This is a genomic window from Spiroplasma endosymbiont of Andrena trimmerana (assembly GCF_964019575.1).
Lineage (GTDB): Bacteria > Bacillota_I > Bacilli_A > Mycoplasmatales > VBWQ01 > Spiroplasma_E.
Window position 1 is genome coordinate 1,434,035 of the sequence record NZ_OZ026455.1, and the last position, 23,459, is coordinate 1,457,493.

Sequence of the window (23,459 nt, forward strand, 5' to 3'; positions counted from 1 at the left end):
CTGCCAAAAATTATTAATTAAAAAAGAATACTAACATTAATATTAGTATTCTTTTTTAATTAATATATAGTTTTCTAGTATTTTATTTATTAATAATATATTCATCATTTCTATATTATTTTAGAAAAAGTAATAAATAAAGTTTAATATAATTTTTGCTAAAAGTTTTTAAAAAAGAATAACTTTAATATGTGTAGAAATATATGATATATTCATATAGTTTAAAGATAATTTTATGATGTATTGTTAGTTGTTTAATAGTAAAAATAAAAGTACTTTAATTATTAATCAAAGTGAAAAATTTTCTTAGACCACACTTTATATATAATTTGATAAAATAGACTTAGAAAATATTAGAGTTAGGAGTAGAAAATGAAGAAAATTATTTTAAATCCAAATATTTGTGCTGATGAGATTGAACTTACTATTAAAAAACAAGGATGAGAAATTATTGATAAAAAATATGATTTTTATCAACCATACGTTAGTATTTTTGATAATTTAAATTATGAAGCAAAAGTAGATTTATATATTGCTTTTAAAACTGCAGGTAACTTTGTTCATAAGGTATATTGCTATTTTTTAGAATTTGATACAAATAATATTTTTAAAATATCAGAAATTAAATCACCAGAGCATCCTAAGGGACAAATGACAACACGAGTTGCTGATTTTAAGTATTATAAAACTACTGGTAATCTAGGTTTTACTCCTTATAAAAGCCCAATATCTGGTCAACCATATAACTTAAGTCATAATTATCACAGTTTTTTTAATTCATTAATTGAATCAGAAGCAAGAAATGAATTAAACTATGTTTGTATTTTATTAAAATATGATAATCATGCTCGAAGCAAGAAAAGACTTCGATATTTTGTTAATTCGTATAAAAAGTTTATTAAATCATTTCTTTTTAAATTTGAAAAATTTGAAATTAGAAAAACACGTGCTTTATTAAGAGCAGAAATATTAAAAGGACAAAAAAAGAAAAAAGTTAGCAAGCCCGCAAAACGAAACGTTATTAAACCTAATAATACTGAAACTGTTATTATTGAAGGTAATTTAAAAACTATTTTTGATCATAAAAATATGACTGTTAAAGTTATTAAAGAAACAGATAATATAGAAAAATCTACTTTAGTATCTAAAAATAAACTTAAAAATAGTAATCAAAAAAATAAAAAATAAATGTTGATAAACCTTCACTTAAAATTGTTAAAGAAGTGTTATAATTATTTATAAAAGAGAGGAAATATTTATTATGCTACTAAGTTTTATTTTATATACAACTTCATTTGAATCCGAGCACTTAGATTCTTTTTTAGCAAAGATTTTTGTAAATAAAAAAACTAATTTTGAAGTTGTTGTTGTTGATGATGGCATTAACAATGAAAATTTGGAGATATTTAGTAAATATTTTAAATTATATCCACAAAATTTAAAAATGATTACTAATTATCAAGTATCAGGTATTGCCATTAGTCGTAATCTTGGCCTTAAATATATTTCCGGACAATATGTAGTTATTTTAAATCCAACTGAAATTCTTAGCGTTAATTTTGTTGAAACAGTTAATAAAATTTTAGATAATAATAAGGATTTAGATTGTATTGAATATTGTGTTCGTTATGAATTTGATATAAATAATGTTTTTCATTCAACAATTAGAACTGAAGTTAATAAAATATATAATTTAAATACAACACAAGGAAAAATAGTCTTTGCTTTAACAACACCAGTTTTAACAACAAAAATCATGAAAGTTAGTATTATTAATGAATATAATTTACAATTTCGTAAAGAAATCCAATTTGATAGTTTATTTTTATACTCATTTTTAGCACATTGTAAAACATATTATGCAATTAATGAAACATTATTAACGTCTAAAAATAACACATTGGAAAATGATAATATTTTTGAACTAATGCATCAATGAATACATATTTTAAACTATTATAATAATTATAAAATTAAAAAAGTTTTATATGAAGAGTTGGAATATGCTTTTGTTAGATACTATCTATATACTCTTTTAAGATTTATTAGTATTTCTAAAAAACCTGCATTAATTGAAAAAACATATAATCGTGTCAAAGAAATTATTGAATTTAAATTTAAAAATTTTAAAAAAAATTCTTATTTTAATACTATTAATCCAAATGATAAATTTACCACTTATGCTCCTGATCTAAGTACTTATTTTAAGAAATATTTTAAAGATAATAATATTAGAGATGATTCAAAATATTGAGAGTAAAAAAATGAATATTAAAAAATTAGATACAACCGAAACATATATAATAGCTAAAACATGAAAACGTATTATTGCACGTATTTTTGACGTGATTTTTGTTAGTTTAATCCCATTAATAATTGGATTAGCAATCCATTATTTAGATAATAAAGGTAATCAAGAATCATGACAATTAATAATTATTTTTATTATTAATATAATTGTTGTCATTATATATTTTGTTATTATCCCATGAAAATGTAAGGGTCAAACTTTGGGAAAATTAATTTTTCAAATAAGATTAGTAAATGAAAAAAATCAAGATTTAAAGTTAAAACATTTTTTTTATCGTGAACTATTTTTAGTTTTTATTCCTCTATTATTAACCACTTCAATAATTCTTTTTATGAAATTGACTTTTAATGAAAACATTGCTACTATTAATAGTAATAGTACTTTAAATTCTTGATTAAATATTCTTATTCGTTCTGTAGTTAGTTTTGATTTTGCTTGGTATTGTGGGATTATGATCGTCACTAAAATTGATAAATATCATCAGCTATTCTTTGATCGTTATCATAAAACTTTTGTCATTAACAAGAAACCACTTGCAACTAATAAAAGGAAGATATCAACTAACGTTAATGATCCACATATTCATTTAGTTTATTCTCAACCAGGAAATATTAATGATGACGAATTAGAAAATATAAATAGTCTTTAATAGTATATACTCTTACTAACTTAAGGATAAATAACATGGATAAAACAAAACTTTTAGAAAATCTAAATGAACAACAACTACAAGCAATTATTAATGTTGATGGCCCATGTCGTATTATTGCGGGGGCTGGAGTTGGAAAGACGCGGGTTATAACATATAAGATTGCTTACTTAATTAATGTAATTAAAATTGCTAGTGAAAAAATATTGGCATTAACTTTTACTAATAAAGCAGCACGTGAAATGAAAGAACGAATAATGCAACTTTTAAATGATACTAACATTAATGTTAATATTGTTACTTATCATGCATTATGTGCCAAAATATTAAGAAGAGATATTCATCATTTAAATATTAATAATAATTTTAATATTATTGATCAAGAAGATCAACGAAAAATATTAAAAGATATTTTTCAAAAAGAATTTTCACATAAAGCTGAATTGCAGGAGTTAAGATTATTAAGTTCTAATATTTCTAACTGAAAAAATAATTATCTTTCTCAAGATCAATTATTAGCTGATTATCAAAATCAAGATGAGTGAATTTTACGTATCAAAGTTTTTGAATCGTATAAAAAATATCAATTTATTAATTCATGTTTAGATTTTGATGATTTATTATTATTAGTTGAACGTCTATTTAAAGAATTTCCACATATTTTAACAAAATGAGAAAAGAAATTTGATTTTATTTTAGTTGATGAATTTCAAGACACTAATGATATTCAATATAATATTTTATTATCACTTGCTAAAAATCATAAAAATATTACTGTAGTTGGTGATCCTGATCAAACTATTTATAGTTGAAGAGGAGCAAATATTAATTTAATATTGAATTTTACTAAACAATTTCCTAATACACAAACATTTATTTTAAATCAAAATTATCGTTCAACAACTAAGATTTTAAATACAGCTAATAGTTTAATTAAAAATAATGTTCAACGTATTGAAAAAGAACTGTTTACTAAAAATGATCTTGGTAATGATATTGTTATGTATCATGCTAGTAGTAGTGATCAAGAAGCACATTGAGTTGCAACAACTGTTAAAAAAATTCATTTAAAATATCATTTAGATTTGAATAAAATTGCTATTCTTTATCGTAATAATTATTTATCAAAAGATTTAGAACAAGCTTTGATTAATAATAATATAAATTATAAAATTTTTGGTGGTTATAAATTTTTTGAACGTAAAGAGATTAAAGACATTTTGGCATATTTAAAAATTATTGTTTGAAATGATAATATATCAATGATTAGAATTTTAAATGCAACACCTAAAATTGGACCAAAAACTATTGATAACTTATTATTACTTGCTAATGAACAATTACTAACTTTAAATGAATACTTATTTAAATTTCAGTATGGATTACCAAAAAATTATCGTCAACATTTACAACCTTTAATTAATTTAATTAATGAGATGCAAACTAATATCAAAGATGTTACCTCTTTACATAACATGGTTGAAAATTTATTAAATAAAACTAATTATTTAAAAAAACTAGAAGATAATCTTGAAAAAGAAAGAATTGAAAATGTTCAACAATTATTAGAACAATTGCTTGAATATGATAGTAGTAATAATGAATTACAAGGCGAAGAATTATTAACGTCATTTTTACAAGAAGTAAGTTTATATACTGATTTAGATGAAAATAGTACTAATAAAGCCGTTAACTTAATGACAATTCACAGTGCTAAAGGTCTAGAATTTGATGTTGTTTTTATAGTTGGCATTAATGAAGGTATTTTACCTGGAATAGGTAAATTTAGTATAGAAAACTTAGATAAAATTGAAGAAGAACGACGACTTTTTTATGTTTCAATTACTAGGGCAAAAAAATGATTATTTTTATCTAGTGCCAGTGGATATTCATATATCTTGGATCGTATGAAACAACCATCTCGTTTCTTAAAAGATTTAGATCTTAAATATTTAAAAATCATTAATAACGAACACCAAGAAATGGCAGCAACTTATCAAAATCGTAATCATTCTAAATTTAATTACTATAAAGCTGATAATAAAGATAAGGTTGAAATAACTAATAATTGAAATGTTGGAGATATAATTATTCATGAAATTTTTGGAAAAGGTATTATTACTAAATTAATTGGTGATAAAATTCAAGTTGCTTTTCATAAAAATCATGGTGGTATTAGAATTATTAGTTCTAATCATATTGCTATTAAAAAATTTGTATAAATTTATTTTTATTAAAAATGTCTATTTTTTGGACATTTTTAAGTATAAAATTAGAATTAAGATTTATTTTAATTTAATTTTCCTAATAACATTTTAAAATTGGTGCTAAATTGCCAATTATTTTTTATTTTGAAATAACTTTAGAAAAATTAATATTTTAATAAATCTTATTATTTTAATAAATCTTATTATTTTAATGAAAGGAAAAAAGTAATTATGATAAAAATAAATTTAGAAGCGTGAAAAGGTTTAATTCGTAATTAAATTGAAGTTAACCCCAATCGTGATGGTCAATCAGTTACTAATAAAGTTAAACAACATGCTAACTATTTATTCCAACCTTATTATGATGGAGGATTATGAATAGGAACAACTCCTAGAGACTTAATTAATGGTAAAGAAATTATATTACATGATGGTAAAAAAGTTTTTAATAAAATAAAAGATTTAAAATCTATTACTTTGTCTTTTGTTCAGCAAGCAATTGCAATTAAAGATAAGTTAGAATTAACTATTGCTGGACAGTCTTTGGGCGCTGGATATGATTATTGAGTAGAAAATAAATTAAAACCAGAAGTGCTTAAACCTTTAGTAAAGAATGATGGCTTTAATAATATTGTTGTTGCATATGGTGGAGCTGCTTCAGCGGTTGGATATAATCCATGAGATGTTGCATATGGGCTATCTAATAAAGATATTAATAAAGCAGTAGCAATGTTACAACCAGCTTTGATTGAGTATCAAGAACGAATTACTAAATTTGCAGGTTTTGAAACTAAAGATATGCCGTTAAATTTAGACTTAGATATTGAAGGTATAAACTTTGATAGTGATCATATTAATGGAATGAAGGTTTTATTTACTACATTAACAAAAATGAAAAGAAATAATCAAAATTGAAACTTTAGTGTTACATTACCAGTAATGCCAACGGGGCTAGTTGGTAGAGATATTGAGAATGTTATTAAAATAGCTTTAGAAATATATCAAAAAGCAGATTTAAAAGTTGAAGATTTATTTACAATTAACATTATGGCTATGGATTATGGTGAAATTGTTGGACAAGAAGTAATTGATAAAGGTTTAACTTTTTTTGATATTGCTAAACAAGCAATTAAAAGTACTGCTAACCAATATTTTGAATTAATAAAACAATATTTTCCAAAGTCTAATTTATTACTTACTGATGTTTATCAAAAACTAGGTATTACACCAATGATTGGTATTAATGATGTAAATAATAACTATTTTATTTTAGAAGATGCTAAAGATTTATATAATTGAGCACAAACAAATAAATTAGCAAACATTAGAATATGATCACTAAATCGTGATAGTAATGGTAAGATAGATGAAGTTTGAGGAACAAATAATCACGGATTAAAATATTTAAATGAAGGTGATTTTTCAAATGTTTTTACTGGTAATTGAACTTATTGAGTAAAAAGTCCAGTTCGTAAAGTTTAATGTTTTTTTGATAATTATTATAAAAAATATCAAAATTTAAATAAAAAGAAATTAAGTTTTTTTACTCATTATTTAGGGAAAATTAAAACTAAAATAATTAGTAATTATTTATATAACAAATTATATTATTATAATTTGTTATATTTTATTGTTCAATTTGCTAATCACTTTAAAACTACTTTTGTTCTAATATCATAAAATTTTGATAATTAAAAAATAAAAATATTTTTTTTAAGTTATAATTAAAAATAATTTATTTTTTGAAAGGAATTACTAATTGAATGTTTAATTTAAAAAAATTAAAATTTTGAGCAAAATCATCTCGTGCTAATAATGAAAAAATTAGTCTTAATGAATTAATATGCTGAGTTATACTTGTAAGTGCAAGTAAATAAAATTGCAAAAAATTCTCATATAAAAATTTCATAATGCTAAATTTAGTTTAGAAAAAAGTAAGGAGTTTTTATATGAGTTATAAACATCTTGGCATAGATGAAAGAATTTATATTGAGAATCAATTGAAATTTAAATTTAAAATTAGTGAAATAGCTAAAAATCTTAATCGAAGTATTAGTACTATTATTCGAGAAATTAATAGAAATAAAGATAATAATCATTATTTTTCATTAATTGCACAAAATAAAGCTGAAAATCGAAAACAATCACATATTAGTTTTCATAAGTTTAAAAATAAGAATTTAGTAAAATATGTACAACAAAAATTACTATTAGGTTGATCACCTGAACAAATTTATGGCAGAATTAAAAATTTTCATAAAGAATGAGTTATTAGTTTTAAAACAATTTATACTTGAATTTATTTTGGAATGCTTGATAAAGTTACTAGTAAAAATTTAAGAAGAAAAGGTAAAAAACGAAAATCTAAAGAAAATCGTGGCAAGTTTAATGGTAAATCAATTAAAGAACGAGATATAAATGTTAATGATCGTATAACACTTGGTCATTGAGAAGGAGATACTATAGTATCATCACGAGGTAAAAGCAAATCATGTTTAATAACTTTAGTTGAAAGAGTATCACGATTTACTTTAGCAATATTAGTTAAAAACAGAACTACTAAAGTTATTAATAAAAATGTCAGTTATTATTTATCAATTCTTCCTAAAAACATTGTTAAAACTATTACTTTTGATCGTGGCAAAGAATTTTCAAATTGACAACAACTTGAAAAAAATTTAGATGTAAAAATTTATTTTGCCAATCCATATTCACCTTGACAAAGAGGTACTAATGAAAATACTAATGGTTTAATTAGAGAAAAATTTCCTAAAAAATTTATTTTTTCAAAAACTAATAAAAATGAAGTTCATAAATTTATATTGTCTTTAAATCAAAAACCGAGAAAAATACTAAATTATCTTTCACCAATCGAATATTTGGATAGAAAAATAATTTAGTTGCACTTACCTTTACAATTTAGCATATGAATTGGTTTTAACTATACTTGTGGTATTGCATTTCCAATGGCATTAATTGGCATTTATTATTGAAATAATGGTGGCGTTGGTTTACATATGCTATGAGTTATTTTATTATGTGCTTTAATTGCTGCGGGAACTGCACTTGCTTTTACTAAATGTAGTCGTGTTTATCATGACACTAATGGTGGTGCTTATGTTTATGTTCGTGGAGTTTTTGGTCGTTTTTGAGGATGAATAATTGGTTTTATTCAATATATTACTTTACCTTCAACAATTATTGTAACTATTATTTCTATGTTTCGAGTGAATTTAGATCAATTATCAATTTTTAATTGAGTTCCTGAACGATGATCGAGTTTAATGATTGATAGTTTTGATATTTTTATTTATGCTGCTGTTGCTAGTTGCATGTATTTTGGAATGAAGGGATTTCGTTGATTTGTTAATATTTCTGGTATTATTAAATGAGGTTCTGCTTTGTTTTTAATTGTTTGTGCTATTATTTTGGTAGTAACTAATAAAGGTTTAGCATTTTCACAAGCGGCTGAAGGAACAAAAAACATTAATTTAACTTTACCAAAAATTAATAATGCATTTAGTGGCTTCTTCTATTTCTTTATTGGTTTTGAAACTTTTATTGTTGTTGGAAAAAATGTTAAAAATCCAACCAAAAACTTTGGTAAAGGTATTTTAATTGTTTTATTATTATCAACTATTTTTTATTTAGCTGTATCAGTATTAGTATTTGGTGCCATTACTATTGACGGTACAAATGGCCAAAATGGTTGATCTGGAGCTACTAATGAATATAATCCAAATAATGTTATATCAGGAATTGCTGGTATTACTGGTATGATTGTACTAGTTATTTCTACTTTATCATTGAAATTAAATGGTGCTATGCAAAATTCTTTATATTCTGGTGGTATGATTCAACCATTAGCCAAAGAAGGATATATTACCGAAAAATTAGCCAAATTAAATAAAGAAAATATTGCAATGCGTGCTAGTACAGCTAATTTAATTATTACTATTATTGCTTGTATTATTATGTTAATAATCCCAGATTTAATTGGTGCACCTTTTGATTTTAATACAGTACTAGGATTTTCTACTAACATTACTATTGCTGTATATATTTTTGTGTTAGCTGCCACGTGTGTTATGGGTTATCGTAAACAAATTAAAATTAAAATTTGAGAATGAATTGTTTTTGTTGCTTGTGGTTTATTTTTACTTAGTCAGTTTGTTGTTTTTAACTATGGTATGATTAATGACATGATTAATAAAAGAGGGGAAGTATTAATAGCTGTTATTATTGAATTCTTAATGTTTTGAATGTTTATTGTAATTGCTGTTATTTGATATTTTATTTATTATCAACCAAAATTAAAAATGCGTTTAGCATCAAATTTAGATTATCAAAATCAATTAGATCAAGAATTCATACCAATGACTGAAGAAGAAGCAATAAAATATTTACTTAATGAACCCGAAACAGAATTAGAACGAATTAAAATTCATGAAAATGAAGCCAGATCAGTTACAACTTAATTTCTTTAAATTATATTTTAACTTTTAAGAGTAATCATTAATAAATGATTACTCTTTTTCATATGCTCTTATCATTAATATCAATATTTTTAATTATATTTTAAAGAAATTAAAATCTATCATAAAATAATTATTACTGTAATCTATTTTATTTTTTGTTAAAAAATGATTTAATTACTATTATATTTGGAGGAAAAAAATGATAAATACACAAGTATTGATTTTAGATTTTGGAAGTCAATATACACAATTATTAGCAAGAAGAGTAAGAGAAGCAAATGTTTATACTGAAGTTTTATCTTTTAATATTAGTTATCAAAAAATAAAAACATATCCCAACTTAAAAGCAATTATTTTATCTGGTGGACCATCAAGTGTTTATTTACAAAATGCTTATAAAATTGATCAAGCGATTTTTAATTTACCAGTTGCCATTTTAGGAGTTTGTTATGGCATGCAATTATTAACAAATCATTTTAAAGGGAAAGTAGAATTGGCAGATGAACAAGAATTTGGAAAATCAATTTTATATCTTGATCAACCAAATAATAAATTATTTAAAAAAGTTGCTAATCAATCAAAAGTATGAATGAGTCATGCTGATCATGTAACAAAAATTCCAAAAGATTTTATACAAATAGCTCATTCTGATTCTTCAATTTCAGCAATTGCACATTTGACTAAACCAATTTATGGTATCCAATTTCATGCTGAAGTTACCCATTCAGAATTTGGTAAGCGAATAATCGAAAATTTTTTATTTACAATAGCAAATTGTACAAAAGATTGAAGTTTAGATGATTTTATTAGTAATCAAATTTCAGAAATTAAAAATAAAGTCCAAGATAAACAAGTTATTTTAGGTTTAAGTGGTGGAGTTGATTCTTCAGTTGCCGCTGCCATTATTTCTAAGGCAATTGGTAAACAGTTAACTTGCATTTTTGTTGATACAGGTTTATTGAGAAAAAATGAAGCAATTGATGTCATGGAAATTTATAAACAAAATTTTAAACTTAATCTTGAAATGATTGATGCAAGTAAACATTTTTTTACTGCTTTAAAAGGTGTTAAAAATGCTGAAGAAAAAAGAAAAATTATTGGTAAACAATTTATTGATGTATTTACAACAGCAGCAAGAAAATTTAAAACGGCTGATTTTTTAGCACAAGGAACAATTTATCCGGATATTATTGAATCTTCAAGTAAACATGCAAGTTCAAAAACAATTAAAACTCATCATAATGTTGGTGGTTTACCTGATGATTTACAATTTAAATTGTTAGAACCATTAAAAACCTTATTTAAAGATGAAGTAAGAGAAATTGGTTTAAAACTTGGATTACCTGAAACATTAATTAATCGTCATCCTTTCCCTGGTCCTGGCTTAGGAGTTAGAGTTATAGAAGAAGTAACAAAAGAAAAATGTTTAATTTTACAAGAAGTTGATCATATTTTTATTACCAAATTGAAAGAAAAAAATATATATAATCAAGTATCACAAGCATTTGCCACTTTGCTACCAGTTAAAACTGTGGGCGTAATGGGTGATAATCGCACTTATGATTATGTTGTTAGTTTAAGAAGTGTTAATACAATTGACTTTATGACAGCAACAAGTTCACATTTACCATGAGAATTTCTAGATGAAGTTGCAAATGAGATTATTAATAAAGTAGATGGTGTTAATAGAGTAGTTTATGATATTACATCAAAGCCACCAGGTACTATAGAATGGGAGTAAACTATGAATAAAGATTTAAATCAAAAAATAATATGTGAAGGAATTACTTTTGATGATGTATTATTAGTTCCAGGATATTCAGAAGTTTTACCAAATCAAGTTTCTTTAAAAACTAAATTAACAAATAAAATTGAATTAAATATTCCAATTTTATCTGCTGCTATGGATACAGTTACTGAATCTGATCTAGCAATTGCCATGGCAAGAGTTGGTGGTATTGGCATTATTCATAAAAATTTATCAATTGCTGAACAAGCTTTAGAAGTACAAAAAGTGAAAAGAAATGAGTCAGGTTTTATTACTGATCCAATTACTATTGGTGTTCAAACTTTAATTAGTGAAGCAAAATCAATTATGAGTACTTATCGAATTTCTGGATTGCCTGTTGTAAATGAAGAAAATCAACTAATTGGAATTGTTACTAATCGTGATTTAAAATATCTTGATAATGATAATGCATTAGTTAAAAATATTATGACTACCAAAAATTTAATTGTTTGTGATAAAACAACAACAATCGAACAAGCAAAACAAGTTATGTTAAAAAATAAAATTGAAAAACTACCAATTGTTGGTTCAAATAATAAATTGATTGGTTTAATTACAACAAAAGATATTGATAAAGCTATTGATTATCCAAATGCTTGTAAAGATGATCAAGGACGATTAAGAGTTGGTGCTGCTGTTGGTGTTGGTGAAGACACTTTAGCAAGAGTTGAGGCATTAGTTAAAGCAAAAGTTGATGTATTAGTTGTTGATTCAGCACATGGTCATAGTTTAGGGATTTTAAAAACAGTTAAAATAATTCGTAAAACTTATCCAAAATTAGATATTATTGCTGGAAATATTTGTACTGCAGCTGGAGCACAAGCACTTTATGAAGCTGGCGCAAATTGTATTAAAGTTGGTGTTGGTCCTGGTAGCATTTGTACTACTAGAATAATAGCAGGAGTTGGTGTGCCACAAATTACTGCTATTAATGATGTTTATAATTGAGCAAAAAATAAAAACGTAACTGTCATTGCTGATGGTGGTATTAAATATTCTGGTGATATTGTAAAAGCAATTGCTGCTGGTAGCAATTGTGTAATGTTAGGTAGCATTTTAGCTGGAACAGAAGAATCACCAGGTGAGAAAATTATTGTCAATGGTAAAAAATATAAAAATTATGTTGGTATGGGTTCATTAGTTGCCATGAAACGTGGTAGTAGTGATCGTTATTTTCAAAAAGGAATTAAAAAATTAGTGCCAGAAGGAATTGAAGCACGCGTTCCTTTTAAAGGAAAAGTACAAGATGTTGTTTTTCAATTAGTTGGTGGTATTAGAAGTGGTATGGGTTATGTTGGTGCTAAAAATATTTTATCTTTAATCCAAGATTCTAAATTTGTAAAAATTTCAAGTGCTGGTTTAAGAGAATCACATCCTCATGATGTTGAACTAACAAAAGAAGCACCAAATTATAATAAATAAAAAATTTGTATATTTAAAAAAACTAAGTTTTAATAAAACTTAGTTTTTAATTTTAATTAATATTTAATTTTTTTATTAATAACAATTTCATCGTTTTGTTGTACGTTATGACGCTTAATTGTAATTTCTTTGTTAGTTTTATTTATAGAAATTTCAGAATAACCACCAAAAAGTGCAGTACCACTTAAAACATCATAAATTGTCTTTTTACCAACATTAACTGCAATTATTTTTTCATCATATTTGGTTGATACAAAGTGTTGATGTCCAGTTAACATTAAAATAACATTATATTTTGCTAAAATTTCATTTTCAAATTCAGTTCTTTGTTCTTTACTTCATCATTCTTGATCAATTGAAAAATCATCATATCCATAATGAAAAGCTAAAACAATTGGCATATTACTCAAACCAACATTTATTTCTAAATCTTTTTGTAATTCAGTTAATGCTGGCCCAGGATCACTTCTTCCAAAATTTCAACCTGAAGTATCTTTATTAATTGGCGCTAAACTGCATTGAACAAAATGTATACCTAATCAATTTCAAGAATATACAGGAACTTCATTTTTTGAAGTGCTGAGTTATACTTGTAAGTGCAAGTAAATAAAATTGCAAAAAATTCTCATATAAAAATTTCATAATGCTAAATTTAGTTTAGAAAAAAGTAAGGAGTTTTTATATGAGTTATAAACATCTTGGCATAGATGAAAGAATTTATATTGAGAATCAATTGAAATTTAAATTTAAAATTAGTGAAATAGCTAAAAATCTTAATCGAAGTATTAGTACTATTATTCGAGAAATTAATAGAAATAAAGATAATAATCATTATTTTTCATTAATTGCACAAAATAAAGCTGAAAATCGAAAACAATCACATATTAGTTTTCATAAGTTTAAAAATAAGAATTTAGTAAAATATGTACAACAAAAATTACTATTAGGTTGATCACCTGAACAAATTTATGGCAGAATTAAAAATTTTCATAAAGAATGAGTTATTAGTTTTAAAACAATTTATACTTGAATTTATTTTGGAATGCTTGATAAAGTTACTAGTAAAAATTTAAGAAGAAAAGGTAAAAAACGAAAATCTAAAGAAAATCGTGGCAAGTTTAATGGTAAATCAATTAAAGAACGAGATATAAATGTTAATGATCGTATAACACTTGGTCATTGAGAAGGAGATACTATAGTATCATCACGAGGTAAAAGCAAATCATGTTTAATAACTTTAGTTGAAAGAGTATCACGATTTACTTTAGCAATATTAGTTAAAAACAGAACTACTAAAGTTATTAATAAAAATGTCAGTTATTATTTATCAATTCTTCCTAAAAACATTGTTAAAACTATTACTTTTGATCGTGGCAAAGAATTTTCAAATTGACAACAACTTGAAAAAAATTTAGATGTAAAAATTTATTTTGCCAATCCATATTCACCTTGACAAAGAGGTACTAATGAAAATACTAATGGTTTAATTAGAGAAAAATTTCCTAAAAAATTTATTTTTTCAAAAACTAATAAAAATGAAGTTCATAAATTTATATTGTCTTTAAATCAAAAACCGAGAAAAATACTAAATTATCTTTCACCAATCGAATATTTGGATAGAAAAATAATTTAGTTGCACTTACCTTTACAATTTAGCAAGTATAATAGAGTAAGTGAGCTGCTGTCATAGCATTTTGTTTAACAATATTTTGGTTAAGTCAAGTTTGGTTAACTTTACAAGTAGTATCAGAATCATGGTTACCAAAACCTGCTAAAAGATGATTAGAGATTGATGCTAACATTAATTTATAAGAAAATAAATTCCCTGTATATTTAACATAACCTGTTAAATCACCAGAAATAATAACACCTCTATTATTATTTCTGGTAAATGTTTAGCAAGGACACTAATTGTTTTGTCACTAACTGATTGAGGATATCCAGCATGAATATCTGCTGTAGCTAAAAAATTAATTTCATCACTACTTTTTATTGTGCTTGTTAAATTTGAATTAATATTATAAGAAAAATTACTATTGGTCATTGATAAAGTATTACTTATTGCAAGTAGTAATAATATTTTTTTCATATCTTTTTCCGCTCCATATTAATTATAAACTTACACTTATTGCTGGATTTAATACTAATGGTGGTTCTACTTCATTATTATTTATTGAATTTATTTGTGTTTGTGATAGTAAAGGTGTTGTTTCATCAATTTCTCTACTATTTGTTTGTCTTCAATTTTTATAAAGTACTTTTACATATTCAACAGTTTTTACACTAACAGTTGAAGTTATTGCCATTGTTACTGCTGAAATTAAACCTCATATTAAAACACCTTTAACTGTAGAACGATATGGATTAAAATCATTGTTTATATAATTATCAATAAAATCATATTCCATAATATCTAATCATTCAGCAATCATTGTTGGGATTGAATATCATCCAGCAATATTTCCTATAACTTCACCGAAAATGGTTGAACTTAGTATAATTTTATTTTGTATTTTCATTTTTCTTTTTATCTCCTTTTTAAAATATAAAAAACCATTTACTTTTAAACTAAAGTAATGGTTAAAATTTAAAACTTATATTCAGTTTACAATTAAGTACTATATCAGAAAAAATAAAAGATATAAGAAATTAGATATATGTGTAATAAATTAATAAAATTGGTAAATTTGGTTTATATTCTTTTACTGTATGTTGTATATTTTGTAAATTATCTATTTTTTCATCATTTGCCTTATTTTTTATATGATTAAAATTATCATTAAGAATGATAGGTATTTTATCTAATTTTTGGTTAAGTATTATTTCTAATTCATTAATTTCTTTTTCCAAAATTTGGCATTCTTCTTTTAATTTTAGTGCTCTTTTTTCTTGCTCCATTACTTTTTTTCATTTCATTGTATGTCTTTGTCCACTAATTTTCATTTCTTGTCCTCATTTTTTACTTAATTCTGGATTATCTTCAATTAAATATTTATTACGTATTATTTTATATTTAGAATATAATTTTTCTTGTTCTTTTTTAGTATTTGATATTTTTATTTTTTGCTGTTTATAAAGATTATTTAATTCATTAAATTTGTCGATAAGAATTCATATTGATTCATGATATTTTTTAATTTCTAAATTTAGTTGATTAATTTCTATTTTCTGTTTTTCAGTCATTTTAACTACCCTTTATAAATTAATTATTTTTTAAATAATTAATTTATATTTCCTTTCATTTTTCTAAATAAAAAACTATTATTTTTATTTAAAAATAATAGGTTAAAAACTCATATCAAGTATATAGGGACTACGTCCCTCGCCACTACGTGGCTCACCCAAATTATAGTCCCAGTAGGTTCACTGGGACTATAATCATTTTTATTTATCTTTATTTTTAAGTTTATCTTTTTTCTTTAAAATATTATCCAATTTATCCAAACCAGCAAATTTAATATCACTATAAGTCATATCGATACTACTTGCTTCTTTAAGGTATTTCTTAGGTGATAATTCACTTTTAAGTTCATGCACATAATGTAAAACCCTAGAATTATACCTTTTCAACCAATGTCTAGGAAAAAATAAAGTCATAGCCATTGCTTCACCGCTATAACTTGGAGGCATTATGCCTTTTTTAATCATTTTCTTTGTTCTACGTCGTGAAAACACTACTTTATTATAATCCTCAATATTAGTATATAAATTAAGATTAAATATAACAACAAAGCCCAAAAAACGCATTCTTTTAACTTGCACAACATACTCTACTTTTTCTCTTGCTTGTACTGGTATTCTATTAGGGTGTTGTTCAATCAAATACATTGTACCATTAAACATGTGACCTATTAACTTACAAAATTGTCCTAAACTTTCTTGTTGATTTTTAAACTGTACTCCTAAATCATTAGAATTTATTTTTAATGCTAATTCATCTAAAATTATTAAATCTTGTTCCTCAAAAGCATAATTACTTGCTAACTGATTAAAAGTAAAAACATCATCATAATTAACCAAATAAGAATAACCATTTTTTAATTTAATAGGAAAAGGACTAACTACTCGTTTTTTATGAGTTTGTGCTAAACAACAAGCAAGAGCAGATTTACCAGTGCGTGGTGGCGCTGAAATAATATAACTACCTACACGTTTTAAAATTTTAACATTACGAATAGTTATAAGAATTGGATAAATAATCATAATCAAACCTATAACCAATAACACGTAACCATATCAAGGCATTATTTAACCACCTTATTTTTATTTTTAAACTTACTTTTAATTCAAAAACAAAATTTCATAAAATATGAACCAAAAACAAAAGAAAAAATAAAATTAAAAATAAACAATAAAAATTGAACATCAAAACCAGAATTTTCATAAAATAATTTTAATTTATCTACATCAAAATTAAAAAATAATGCAGTAACTAATGATGTTAAAAAACAAACAACAACTGTAATCAAAATTTCACATCAAAACAATCTTTTATTTTCCATAATAAACTCCTAACCTATAATTAAACTAATTGCTCTAACAAATAACCATAAAGGTATAATATTTTCTATTCCACTAACAATATCAACATTTAAAGCAGTACTAATCGTATCTGAAAAAATATGTCGTAATAAACTATCTGTTGTAAAAAGAAATTGTCTTAATGGTTCAACTGTAAAACTTTACCAACAACACCATAAAGTATTCATCTAAAAGCATTACGCAGATGACCAAAAACATCATATCAACTAACACGTTCATACTCAGGGTTAAAAGGACTATTTGGTGGTACTGGAACAATATCTTTGGAAGAAAAAATATTCATCTGACCAAATTTAACATGCAAACCGTCACGATTAGTTAACGAAGATAAATCAAAATCAATTGTTAAATGCTTTAAATTTGGAACACGAACCGGCATAGTAACAAAATTATATTTTCCTAAATTATAAACACTATCTTTATCATTTAATACACCTTTAAAATTATAACGAATATTACCCTCATAATCTAAAAATGAAAATGTATAAATAAAAGAAAAATAACTAAAATATTCAGCAGAAATATAAAACATAAAACCTTGTATATAAAAACTCAAAGGTTTTGTAATTTCAAAAGTCAACTTAAAACTTAAATTATTAGAAACATTATAATTTCAAAAAACTAACTCATTAAACTTACCAGTTTGTATATAATTATGATTAAATAAAATAAGAGATAACTGGTTTAAATCTTGCTCTGTAAAATCATAATTTGTAGACAAATCACTAACTCGTCTATCAAAATTACCTACCACATCAGAATGAAATTGAATTGAATAAGGAGTATCAGTAGTTTTATGTACAACAGCAGAAACTAATTTTAAATCTGGTTGGCCAACATCAAAATAAGCAGAGTTTCATGGAATAGTTGCTCAATCATTAAAATCATTATATTTAACGGGTTTAACCATATCGCTAGTTATAGTGTAATTACTTTCACTAGGTGCATTAAAAACAATTAAACTAGTTGGTGCTTGAACAGTACTATTTACAACAAAAAATAATTTAACAAACTTAAATCACATAATTATTTACCAAATAAACATTTTAAAATTCACCATGAACCATAAAATATAATAAATCCAATAAAAACTGAGTTCCATAAACCACTAAATTTCATAAAATAGTAGTAAAATCATCAACTGGACTACCTATAAACATAGTTCAATAATCAACTATACATTGATGTATTTTATTGTAAATATCTCAAACACTCATAATTAACACCTACCCAAATAATGACCTAAAAACAAATTTAATACTACGATAAATAAAATTAAAAAATACACCTAATACCAACCAAAAAGTCAAATTAAACAAAATATAAACTTCATCAGTAATATTTGGTTGATTTAAAAATATACTAATATCATTACTAGAAAATATAAAAATTAAATGCAATATACTATTAACAAAATCACTCATAAATTAAGCACCTACAAACTTCCCTTTTTTATTTTCAACACCCTTAGCCTTATTTCTTAAACGTTTTCTTTCATGTTGTTTAGCAATTTGCTTTCCAACAAATTTTGAACTTCCTTTAATATTTCTATAACTTTGCTTTACAGTACCCGATGTAAAAACTGGCTGAATATCAATATTTAAAAAAACTGACATAGCAAACTTTATTAAAAGAATAAAAACAACAAAAGTCCCCAAATTAAAACCCAAATCTGCCATTGGCAAATTTCAAAATTTCATAAAAATTTGCGCAAATAATTCTAAAATTTTTGAAATAAAAGCAACACCCATAATAAACTACTCCTATATTATTTTTAATAATTTTAAAATTAATGAAAAAGTAAAAAGTACTAAAATAATTGCTAACAATGGTGCTGGCATAGAAACTATTTGTTGTGAACTATCACCAAAGATAAATTATGTAAACCGGAAAAATCAGTAATATAACTTTGCAAAATATTTTGCACAATATTATTTAAAGAAGGTAAAAGTTTACCTAATAAAGGAAAAACAAAAATTATTGCAAAAAATAATTTAATCATAACTATTACCTCCTAAAAACAACTTTAGTTTTTTCTACCTAAATCCACGAATAATATGTCCTATAAATTCTTTAATAAATACTAAGACCATCATAAATATTGGAATTAAAACTGGTCAATTTGTCATAATTGAATCACCAGCAAATACTCAATCAAATACATAACTAAAAGATTCTAATAATTTTTGGCCAATACCTCCAATCATATTTAATAGTGCGGTTAAACCTGCGGGCATTTTAATCACCTCCCTCCTCTAATTCTTTTCTTGCTCTTTCTTTCCGTTTTTGTTCTTTACAATATCAACAATCGGGATCAACTATATCATGTTTTTTATGTTTAAATTTTCAAACTAACTTTTTAATAGTACCTTTAAAAAACCAAGAAGTAGCAAACACAGCCAATATTACAACTATTCATTTAACCATTATTTTTTACCTCCTAAAAAATTATCAAAACTCATATTTTCACTTAATCTTTGTTCAAAATTTCGCTTTGCTTTTTTCTTATGTAACTTTTGTCTTGGCATATTTTTTCATTTATCTTTTTTCATTTTAAACACCACCTAATGTATAAGCATAAGAATAATCCCAGTTTAAACTTGCTCTATCTAAATTAATCTCCGACATATTATCATCATTTAAATCAACATCAACCATACTGTCATTTGTACTTTGATAATCACTAACACTAGTGTTAATTAATCTTGCTCTTTCATCAGTAAATACTTCTTGTAACTCTATATTATTATGTGTATTGCCTAATGGCAACAATAAACTATTTATAATTTCACTTGCTCCCGCAATTATCGTAGGAATAGCAAAATAATTATTAAAATTATTATTAATTCCCATAGCAACACCACTACTAATCAAACATCCACCAGTAGCCATATTACATATCTTTCTTATTGCTTCAAATTTATTAGGTATTAACTCAGTTAAACCACTAATAACATTCGCTATACCAAAACTATTTAAAGATATATAAGTATCTCAATCTACAAAAGGCTTATCAATTACTGGATTAGGAGTTGGAATTGGAGTAGGAATTGGTGGTTCAGTAGGACAAGGCGGCCAAAAACAAGGTTCATCTCTTAATAAAGAAACTGACTTATCTACATACTGAACAAACTTGGCATAGTTAATTAAACCAATAGTCCCTAAACCTAAAAATATCTTTTTATAACTATTAATAACTTTATTTCTAGTAGTTGGTCTTTGATTAATATTCCATATATCAATTCCTAACTTTTTACTAAATAACAAAGAATTTATAGAACCTAATACTGGGTCTTTTAAATATTGACCATAATAAGCACTAACACCTACCATAGCACTTAATGGACTTAATCCAGTTCTTAAAATTTTAGTTAAAGTATAATTACTAGTTTGCTCTAATTCATTAGGCATAAATAAAACTCCTTACTTTATATACTAATAAGGAGCTTATTTATGAATTATAATCTAATCCATTGGGGCTTAATGAAAAATATATAATCCATATATAAGCCCCTTATTTAATTTTTACTTATTTCTTTTATTCTCTTTTTTTATTCGTTCCATTTCATTAGCAACTCTGTAACACATTTCACAACCATATACTCGTTCATAAGTTCAATCACTACATTTATGTCTCATAATTTAACTTACTTTCTTGCTGTCTCATTGCCTTATTTAAAGCAATATCTAATATACAATTTGGACAATAATATTTTCTAGTATATAAGTTTTGTAAAACTCTTTTAGGACAAATAACTTGGTCACAAAGTTTACACATATAAATAGCTAAATGAAACGGTTGTCCACAAGAACAATTATTACTTCTAGCCATAATTTAAAATTAACTCCTAACATAAAATAATTATTTAAAATTACCCTTTTAATAAATAACTATTTTCAATTAGAAAGTTTTTTAATATTACCGCTTAAATCAAGTTCAAGTGAATAAAAATTACCAACTTTTAAATCAAGAGTAGATAAACAATTATTAAAATCACTAGCAAATTCCGGATTATATCATTTATCACGTGTTTGACCAGTTGGCACACTTGTTTGTTTGTTTATTTCTACAAACTTCAAAACATCAAACTTTAATGTTTGACCTTTATTATTTTTATCGGGAATAATACGCCCTTTTTCAATATTAACTAATTGAACTTTAAACATAAAAAAATACTTAACCTTTCGCGTTCATTAAAATTTAATTTAATAAGTCAAGCATAGTAGGGTAAACCTATACTTACTAATAATATATCATAAAAATATAAAATTTCAACTAAAAATAAAAAATGAACATTAGTAAGAACGCGAATAATCACTAATGTTCATTAACCATTATATATATATATATATATATATACAAGTATATTCTTTAATAATTTAATTTTTTATGATAAAACTTAAAATTTTTAAATTTATTATTTTAAATCATTTTTTAAACAATTCGGGCAAATAGCAATCATAATTTTTAACTTGTTTTTTTCAGTTACTAAAAAGAATTTAAAAATTACACTTCAATCAATTATTTTTTTCCTATTATATAATGAATTAGTAAATTCATCTCATTTTTTTGTATCAATAATACTTCTACATTGAGAACATTCATATTTATTTTCGAAATTAAAAATAGATAATAAAATATTTACTTCTCACAAATACGAATTAAAATGTGTTATAAATTGTTTTGACATTTCTTTTACTGAAAGTTGTTTACTACCTATTATTTCATTTTTATAATCTCTAAGTAAATTTTTCTCTTCATAAGAAAAAAATTGATATTTATTTCAAATCTTTTCTAATTCTTTATATAATTCTGTTCTAATTGTTCTTTTTCTATTTTCAAATTGAAAATATATAGTAATTCCTAAAGTTATAATAACAGACATAGCACTAATAATACTAGTACAAATTTCAATTATTGTTTTAGTATCCATTTTTTTCTCCTTTTATATTTTATTATAATTTAAAAAAATAAAAAAAATACTAAAAATTAAACTAATGTAAAACTTTTTTCTTAAAATTTATTTCTTCAACTTTACTACCAAAAACTTTATAAACCCAAGTCAAAACATCTCTATCTCTATGATTTAAATAACCAATTTCACTAGTCCATAAATAATGTTTATACGATAAAGCACTTAAATATACATATTTTTCGTAATCTTCATATTCTTTAAAATAATCATTTACAACAGTACTCTCAATAATAGCACCAATCATCACAGTATCACCATTACTATCTCTTTGAGTTTTAAAATAAAATACATTTGTTGCATTAAAACTTGCTTTAATTATATCTCCAATTGTCAATTTTTTAATACCACGAACAACAAGAGGATTTTTACAATTACGACTAAAAGCATAAGCCTTTACACCTACATCTGTCTGATTTATAGATTTAACATCATCCATGGCTTTTGTAACATATTTTCCTAAATATTTAATAACAAATTCATTTGTACCTTTTTTAACTACTTTTAAATCATTAAAACCATGAGTTCATCATTCTGCTAACATACTTTTATATATCTTTCTATTAAAAATTATATGAAAATGAATAGCACCACGAGATTGATATTCATAAACATAAAAATACTTTAATTCTCCTAAATTTTGAAAACGTTTAGGGTCATTTCATCACTTTTTTAATTTAATAAAAAATAAACCAATATCTTTTTTTGCTTTTTTAATATCTTGCATATTATTTTTATAAGTCAAAGTAACAAAACTTAACATTTTACTATTATAAAAATTATGTAATGCTTTTTGAATTAAATTAGTTTTAGTACTAGAAGTATTATTTCTCAATTTTTGTTTATTTCCAACATAACATTTACCTTTTTTATTTCCAATATTATTTAAAAAAGAAATAGGTAAAACAACATTTTTAACATAACAAGCATAAAAAATTTTTTTAACATAAAAATCTTGTTGAATATCCATATATAAAACTTCCGCGTTCTAGGTTTTAAAAAACCAATTTTATACATTTTAATAATAAACAAATCTTAACATAAAAAATTATAAAAACAAATAATAAATGTCATTATTTAGTGATAAT

General features: G+C 24.0%; 29 protein-coding genes. 10 read left to right on the forward strand and 19 right to left on the reverse strand.

Features of this window, described 5'->3' with window-relative positions; genetic code table 4:
- The first annotated feature begins 372 nt into the window (after window positions 1-372).
- The 9 genes from AACL03_RS08530 to guaB all read left to right on the forward strand — a co-directional run bounded on the left by AACL03_RS08530 (window position 373) and on the right by guaB (window position 12,856).
- The gene (locus AACL03_RS08530; protein WP_252320214.1) at window positions 373-1,188 is read left to right on the forward strand and encodes a hypothetical protein; all 816 of its coding nucleotides are present in this window, start codon (window positions 373-375) and stop codon (window positions 1,186-1,188) included.
- Between the two features lie 73 nt (window positions 1,189-1,261).
- Entirely contained in the window at window positions 1,262-2,260 is a 999-nt protein-coding gene (locus tag AACL03_RS08535) for a glycosyltransferase family 2 protein (protein ID WP_338956955.1), read from the forward strand.
- 4 nt (window positions 2,261-2,264) lie between these two features.
- The gene (locus AACL03_RS08540) at window positions 2,265-2,960 is read left to right on the forward strand and encodes an RDD family protein (RefSeq protein WP_252320210.1); all 696 of its coding nucleotides are present in this window, start codon (window positions 2,265-2,267) and stop codon (window positions 2,958-2,960) included.
- Between the two features lie 35 nt (window positions 2,961-2,995).
- Window positions 2,996-5,182, forward strand: a complete 2,187-nt coding sequence (locus tag AACL03_RS08545; protein ID WP_339040062.1) for an ATP-dependent helicase — start codon at window positions 2,996-2,998, stop codon at window positions 5,180-5,182.
- A gap of 462 nt (window positions 5,183-5,644) precedes the next feature.
- Window positions 5,645-6,649, forward strand: coding sequence for a hypothetical protein (locus tag AACL03_RS08550; protein ID WP_339040063.1), 1,005 nt, complete (start codon window positions 5,645-5,647; stop codon window positions 6,647-6,649).
- 467 nt (window positions 6,650-7,116) lie between these two features.
- Entirely contained in the window at window positions 7,117-8,067 is a 951-nt protein-coding gene (locus AACL03_RS08555; RefSeq protein WP_339038665.1) for an IS30 family transposase, read from the forward strand.
- The gene (locus tag AACL03_RS08560) at window positions 8,068-9,645 is read left to right on the forward strand and encodes an APC family permease (RefSeq protein ID WP_339040064.1); all 1,578 of its coding nucleotides are present in this window, start codon (window positions 8,068-8,070) and stop codon (window positions 9,643-9,645) included.
- A 199-nt stretch (window positions 9,646-9,844) separates the two neighbouring features.
- The gene (gene guaA / locus AACL03_RS08565) at window positions 9,845-11,386 is read left to right on the forward strand and encodes a glutamine-hydrolyzing GMP synthase (RefSeq protein WP_339040065.1); all 1,542 of its coding nucleotides are present in this window, start codon (window positions 9,845-9,847) and stop codon (window positions 11,384-11,386) included.
- Between the two features lie 3 nt (window positions 11,387-11,389).
- Window positions 11,390-12,856 (forward strand): IMP dehydrogenase, encoded by a 1,467-nt coding sequence (gene guaB / locus AACL03_RS08570; RefSeq protein WP_339040066.1) that lies wholly within the window; start codon window positions 11,390-11,392, stop codon window positions 12,854-12,856.
- A gap of 56 nt (window positions 12,857-12,912) precedes the next feature.
- Here guaB and AACL03_RS08575 read toward each other — a convergent pair whose 3' ends face one another.
- Window positions 12,913-13,257 carry a hypothetical protein gene (locus AACL03_RS08575; protein WP_338956942.1) on the reverse strand — a complete coding sequence of 115 codons (345 nt, stop codon included), beginning with the start codon at window positions 13,255-13,257 and terminating at the stop codon, window positions 12,913-12,915.
- 281 nt (window positions 13,258-13,538) lie between these two features.
- Here AACL03_RS08575 and AACL03_RS08580 point away from each other — a divergent pair, with 281 nt between their 5' ends.
- Window positions 13,539-14,489, forward strand: a complete 951-nt coding sequence (locus AACL03_RS08580; protein ID WP_339038665.1) for an IS30 family transposase — start codon at window positions 13,539-13,541, stop codon at window positions 14,487-14,489.
- A gap of 213 nt (window positions 14,490-14,702) precedes the next feature.
- Here the strand turns inward: AACL03_RS08580 and AACL03_RS08585 are convergent, their stop codons facing one another.
- The 18 genes from AACL03_RS08585 to AACL03_RS08670 all read right to left on the reverse strand — a co-directional run bounded on the left by AACL03_RS08585 (window position 14,703) and on the right by AACL03_RS08670 (window position 23,341).
- Window positions 14,703-14,945 carry a hypothetical protein gene (locus AACL03_RS08585; RefSeq protein ID WP_339040067.1) on the reverse strand — a complete coding sequence of 81 codons (243 nt, stop codon included), beginning with the start codon at window positions 14,943-14,945 and terminating at the stop codon, window positions 14,703-14,705.
- Window positions 14,946-14,967: 22 nt separating this feature from the next.
- Window positions 14,968-15,375 carry a hypothetical protein gene (locus AACL03_RS08590; RefSeq protein ID WP_338956939.1) on the reverse strand — a complete coding sequence of 136 codons (408 nt, stop codon included), beginning with the start codon at window positions 15,373-15,375 and terminating at the stop codon, window positions 14,968-14,970.
- A 130-nt stretch (window positions 15,376-15,505) separates the two neighbouring features.
- Window positions 15,506-16,039: a hypothetical protein gene (locus AACL03_RS08595; protein ID WP_338956938.1), complete on the reverse strand. Its 534-nt coding sequence runs from the start codon at window positions 16,037-16,039 to the stop codon at window positions 15,506-15,508.
- Window positions 16,040-16,240: 201 nt separating this feature from the next.
- Window positions 16,241-17,101, reverse strand: a complete 861-nt coding sequence (locus AACL03_RS08600; RefSeq protein ID WP_339040068.1) for a hypothetical protein — start codon at window positions 17,099-17,101, stop codon at window positions 16,241-16,243.
- Window positions 17,101-17,358, reverse strand: a complete 258-nt coding sequence (locus tag AACL03_RS08605; protein ID WP_338957725.1) for a hypothetical protein — start codon at window positions 17,356-17,358, stop codon at window positions 17,101-17,103. The genes AACL03_RS08600 and AACL03_RS08605 overlap by 1 nt, the downstream gene beginning before the upstream one ends.
- A gap of 158 nt (window positions 17,359-17,516) precedes the next feature.
- Complete coding sequence (locus AACL03_RS08610) at window positions 17,517-18,422, reverse strand: hypothetical protein (protein WP_339040069.1); 906 nt, start codon at window positions 18,420-18,422, stop codon at window positions 17,517-17,519.
- A 22-nt stretch (window positions 18,423-18,444) separates the two neighbouring features.
- Complete coding sequence (locus tag AACL03_RS08615) at window positions 18,445-18,615, reverse strand: hypothetical protein (protein ID WP_339040070.1); 171 nt, start codon at window positions 18,613-18,615, stop codon at window positions 18,445-18,447.
- Window positions 18,616-18,624: 9 nt separating this feature from the next.
- Entirely contained in the window at window positions 18,625-18,822 is a 198-nt protein-coding gene (locus tag AACL03_RS08620) for a hypothetical protein (protein ID WP_338956743.1), read from the reverse strand.
- Between the two features lie 3 nt (window positions 18,823-18,825).
- A complete protein-coding gene (locus AACL03_RS08625) occupies window positions 18,826-19,149 on the reverse strand; it encodes a hypothetical protein (protein WP_338957437.1) in 324 nt (107 codons plus the stop codon).
- A 95-nt stretch (window positions 19,150-19,244) separates the two neighbouring features.
- On the reverse strand, window positions 19,245-19,400 hold the full coding sequence (locus AACL03_RS08630) for a hypothetical protein (RefSeq protein WP_339040071.1): 156 nt from the start codon (window positions 19,398-19,400) through the stop codon (window positions 19,245-19,247).
- A 34-nt stretch (window positions 19,401-19,434) separates the two neighbouring features.
- Window positions 19,435-19,635 (reverse strand): hypothetical protein, encoded by a 201-nt coding sequence (locus AACL03_RS08635; protein WP_338956748.1) that lies wholly within the window; start codon window positions 19,633-19,635, stop codon window positions 19,435-19,437.
- A 1-nt stretch (window position 19,636) separates the two neighbouring features.
- Window positions 19,637-19,825 carry a hypothetical protein gene (locus AACL03_RS08640; RefSeq protein ID WP_338956750.1) on the reverse strand — a complete coding sequence of 63 codons (189 nt, stop codon included), beginning with the start codon at window positions 19,823-19,825 and terminating at the stop codon, window positions 19,637-19,639.
- Window positions 19,825-19,950 carry a hypothetical protein gene (locus AACL03_RS08645; protein WP_338956654.1) on the reverse strand — a complete coding sequence of 42 codons (126 nt, stop codon included), beginning with the start codon at window positions 19,948-19,950 and terminating at the stop codon, window positions 19,825-19,827. The genes AACL03_RS08640 and AACL03_RS08645 overlap by 1 nt, the downstream gene beginning before the upstream one ends.
- Before the next feature lies 1 nt (window position 19,951).
- Window positions 19,952-20,809, reverse strand: a complete 858-nt coding sequence (locus tag AACL03_RS08650) for a hypothetical protein (protein WP_338956752.1) — start codon at window positions 20,807-20,809, stop codon at window positions 19,952-19,954.
- 217 nt (window positions 20,810-21,026) lie between these two features.
- The gene (locus AACL03_RS08655) at window positions 21,027-21,230 is read right to left on the reverse strand and encodes a hypothetical protein (RefSeq protein ID WP_338956753.1); all 204 of its coding nucleotides are present in this window, start codon (window positions 21,228-21,230) and stop codon (window positions 21,027-21,029) included.
- Window positions 21,231-21,289: 59 nt separating this feature from the next.
- Window positions 21,290-21,565 carry a hypothetical protein gene (locus AACL03_RS08660; protein ID WP_338956755.1) on the reverse strand — a complete coding sequence of 92 codons (276 nt, stop codon included), beginning with the start codon at window positions 21,563-21,565 and terminating at the stop codon, window positions 21,290-21,292.
- A 251-nt stretch (window positions 21,566-21,816) separates the two neighbouring features.
- Window positions 21,817-22,332: a hypothetical protein gene (locus AACL03_RS08665; protein ID WP_338956756.1), complete on the reverse strand. Its 516-nt coding sequence runs from the start codon at window positions 22,330-22,332 to the stop codon at window positions 21,817-21,819.
- A 61-nt stretch (window positions 22,333-22,393) separates the two neighbouring features.
- Entirely contained in the window at window positions 22,394-23,341 is a 948-nt protein-coding gene (locus AACL03_RS08670; protein WP_339040072.1) for a rolling circle replication-associated protein, read from the reverse strand.
- Between the last annotated feature and the right edge of the window lie 118 nt (window positions 23,342-23,459).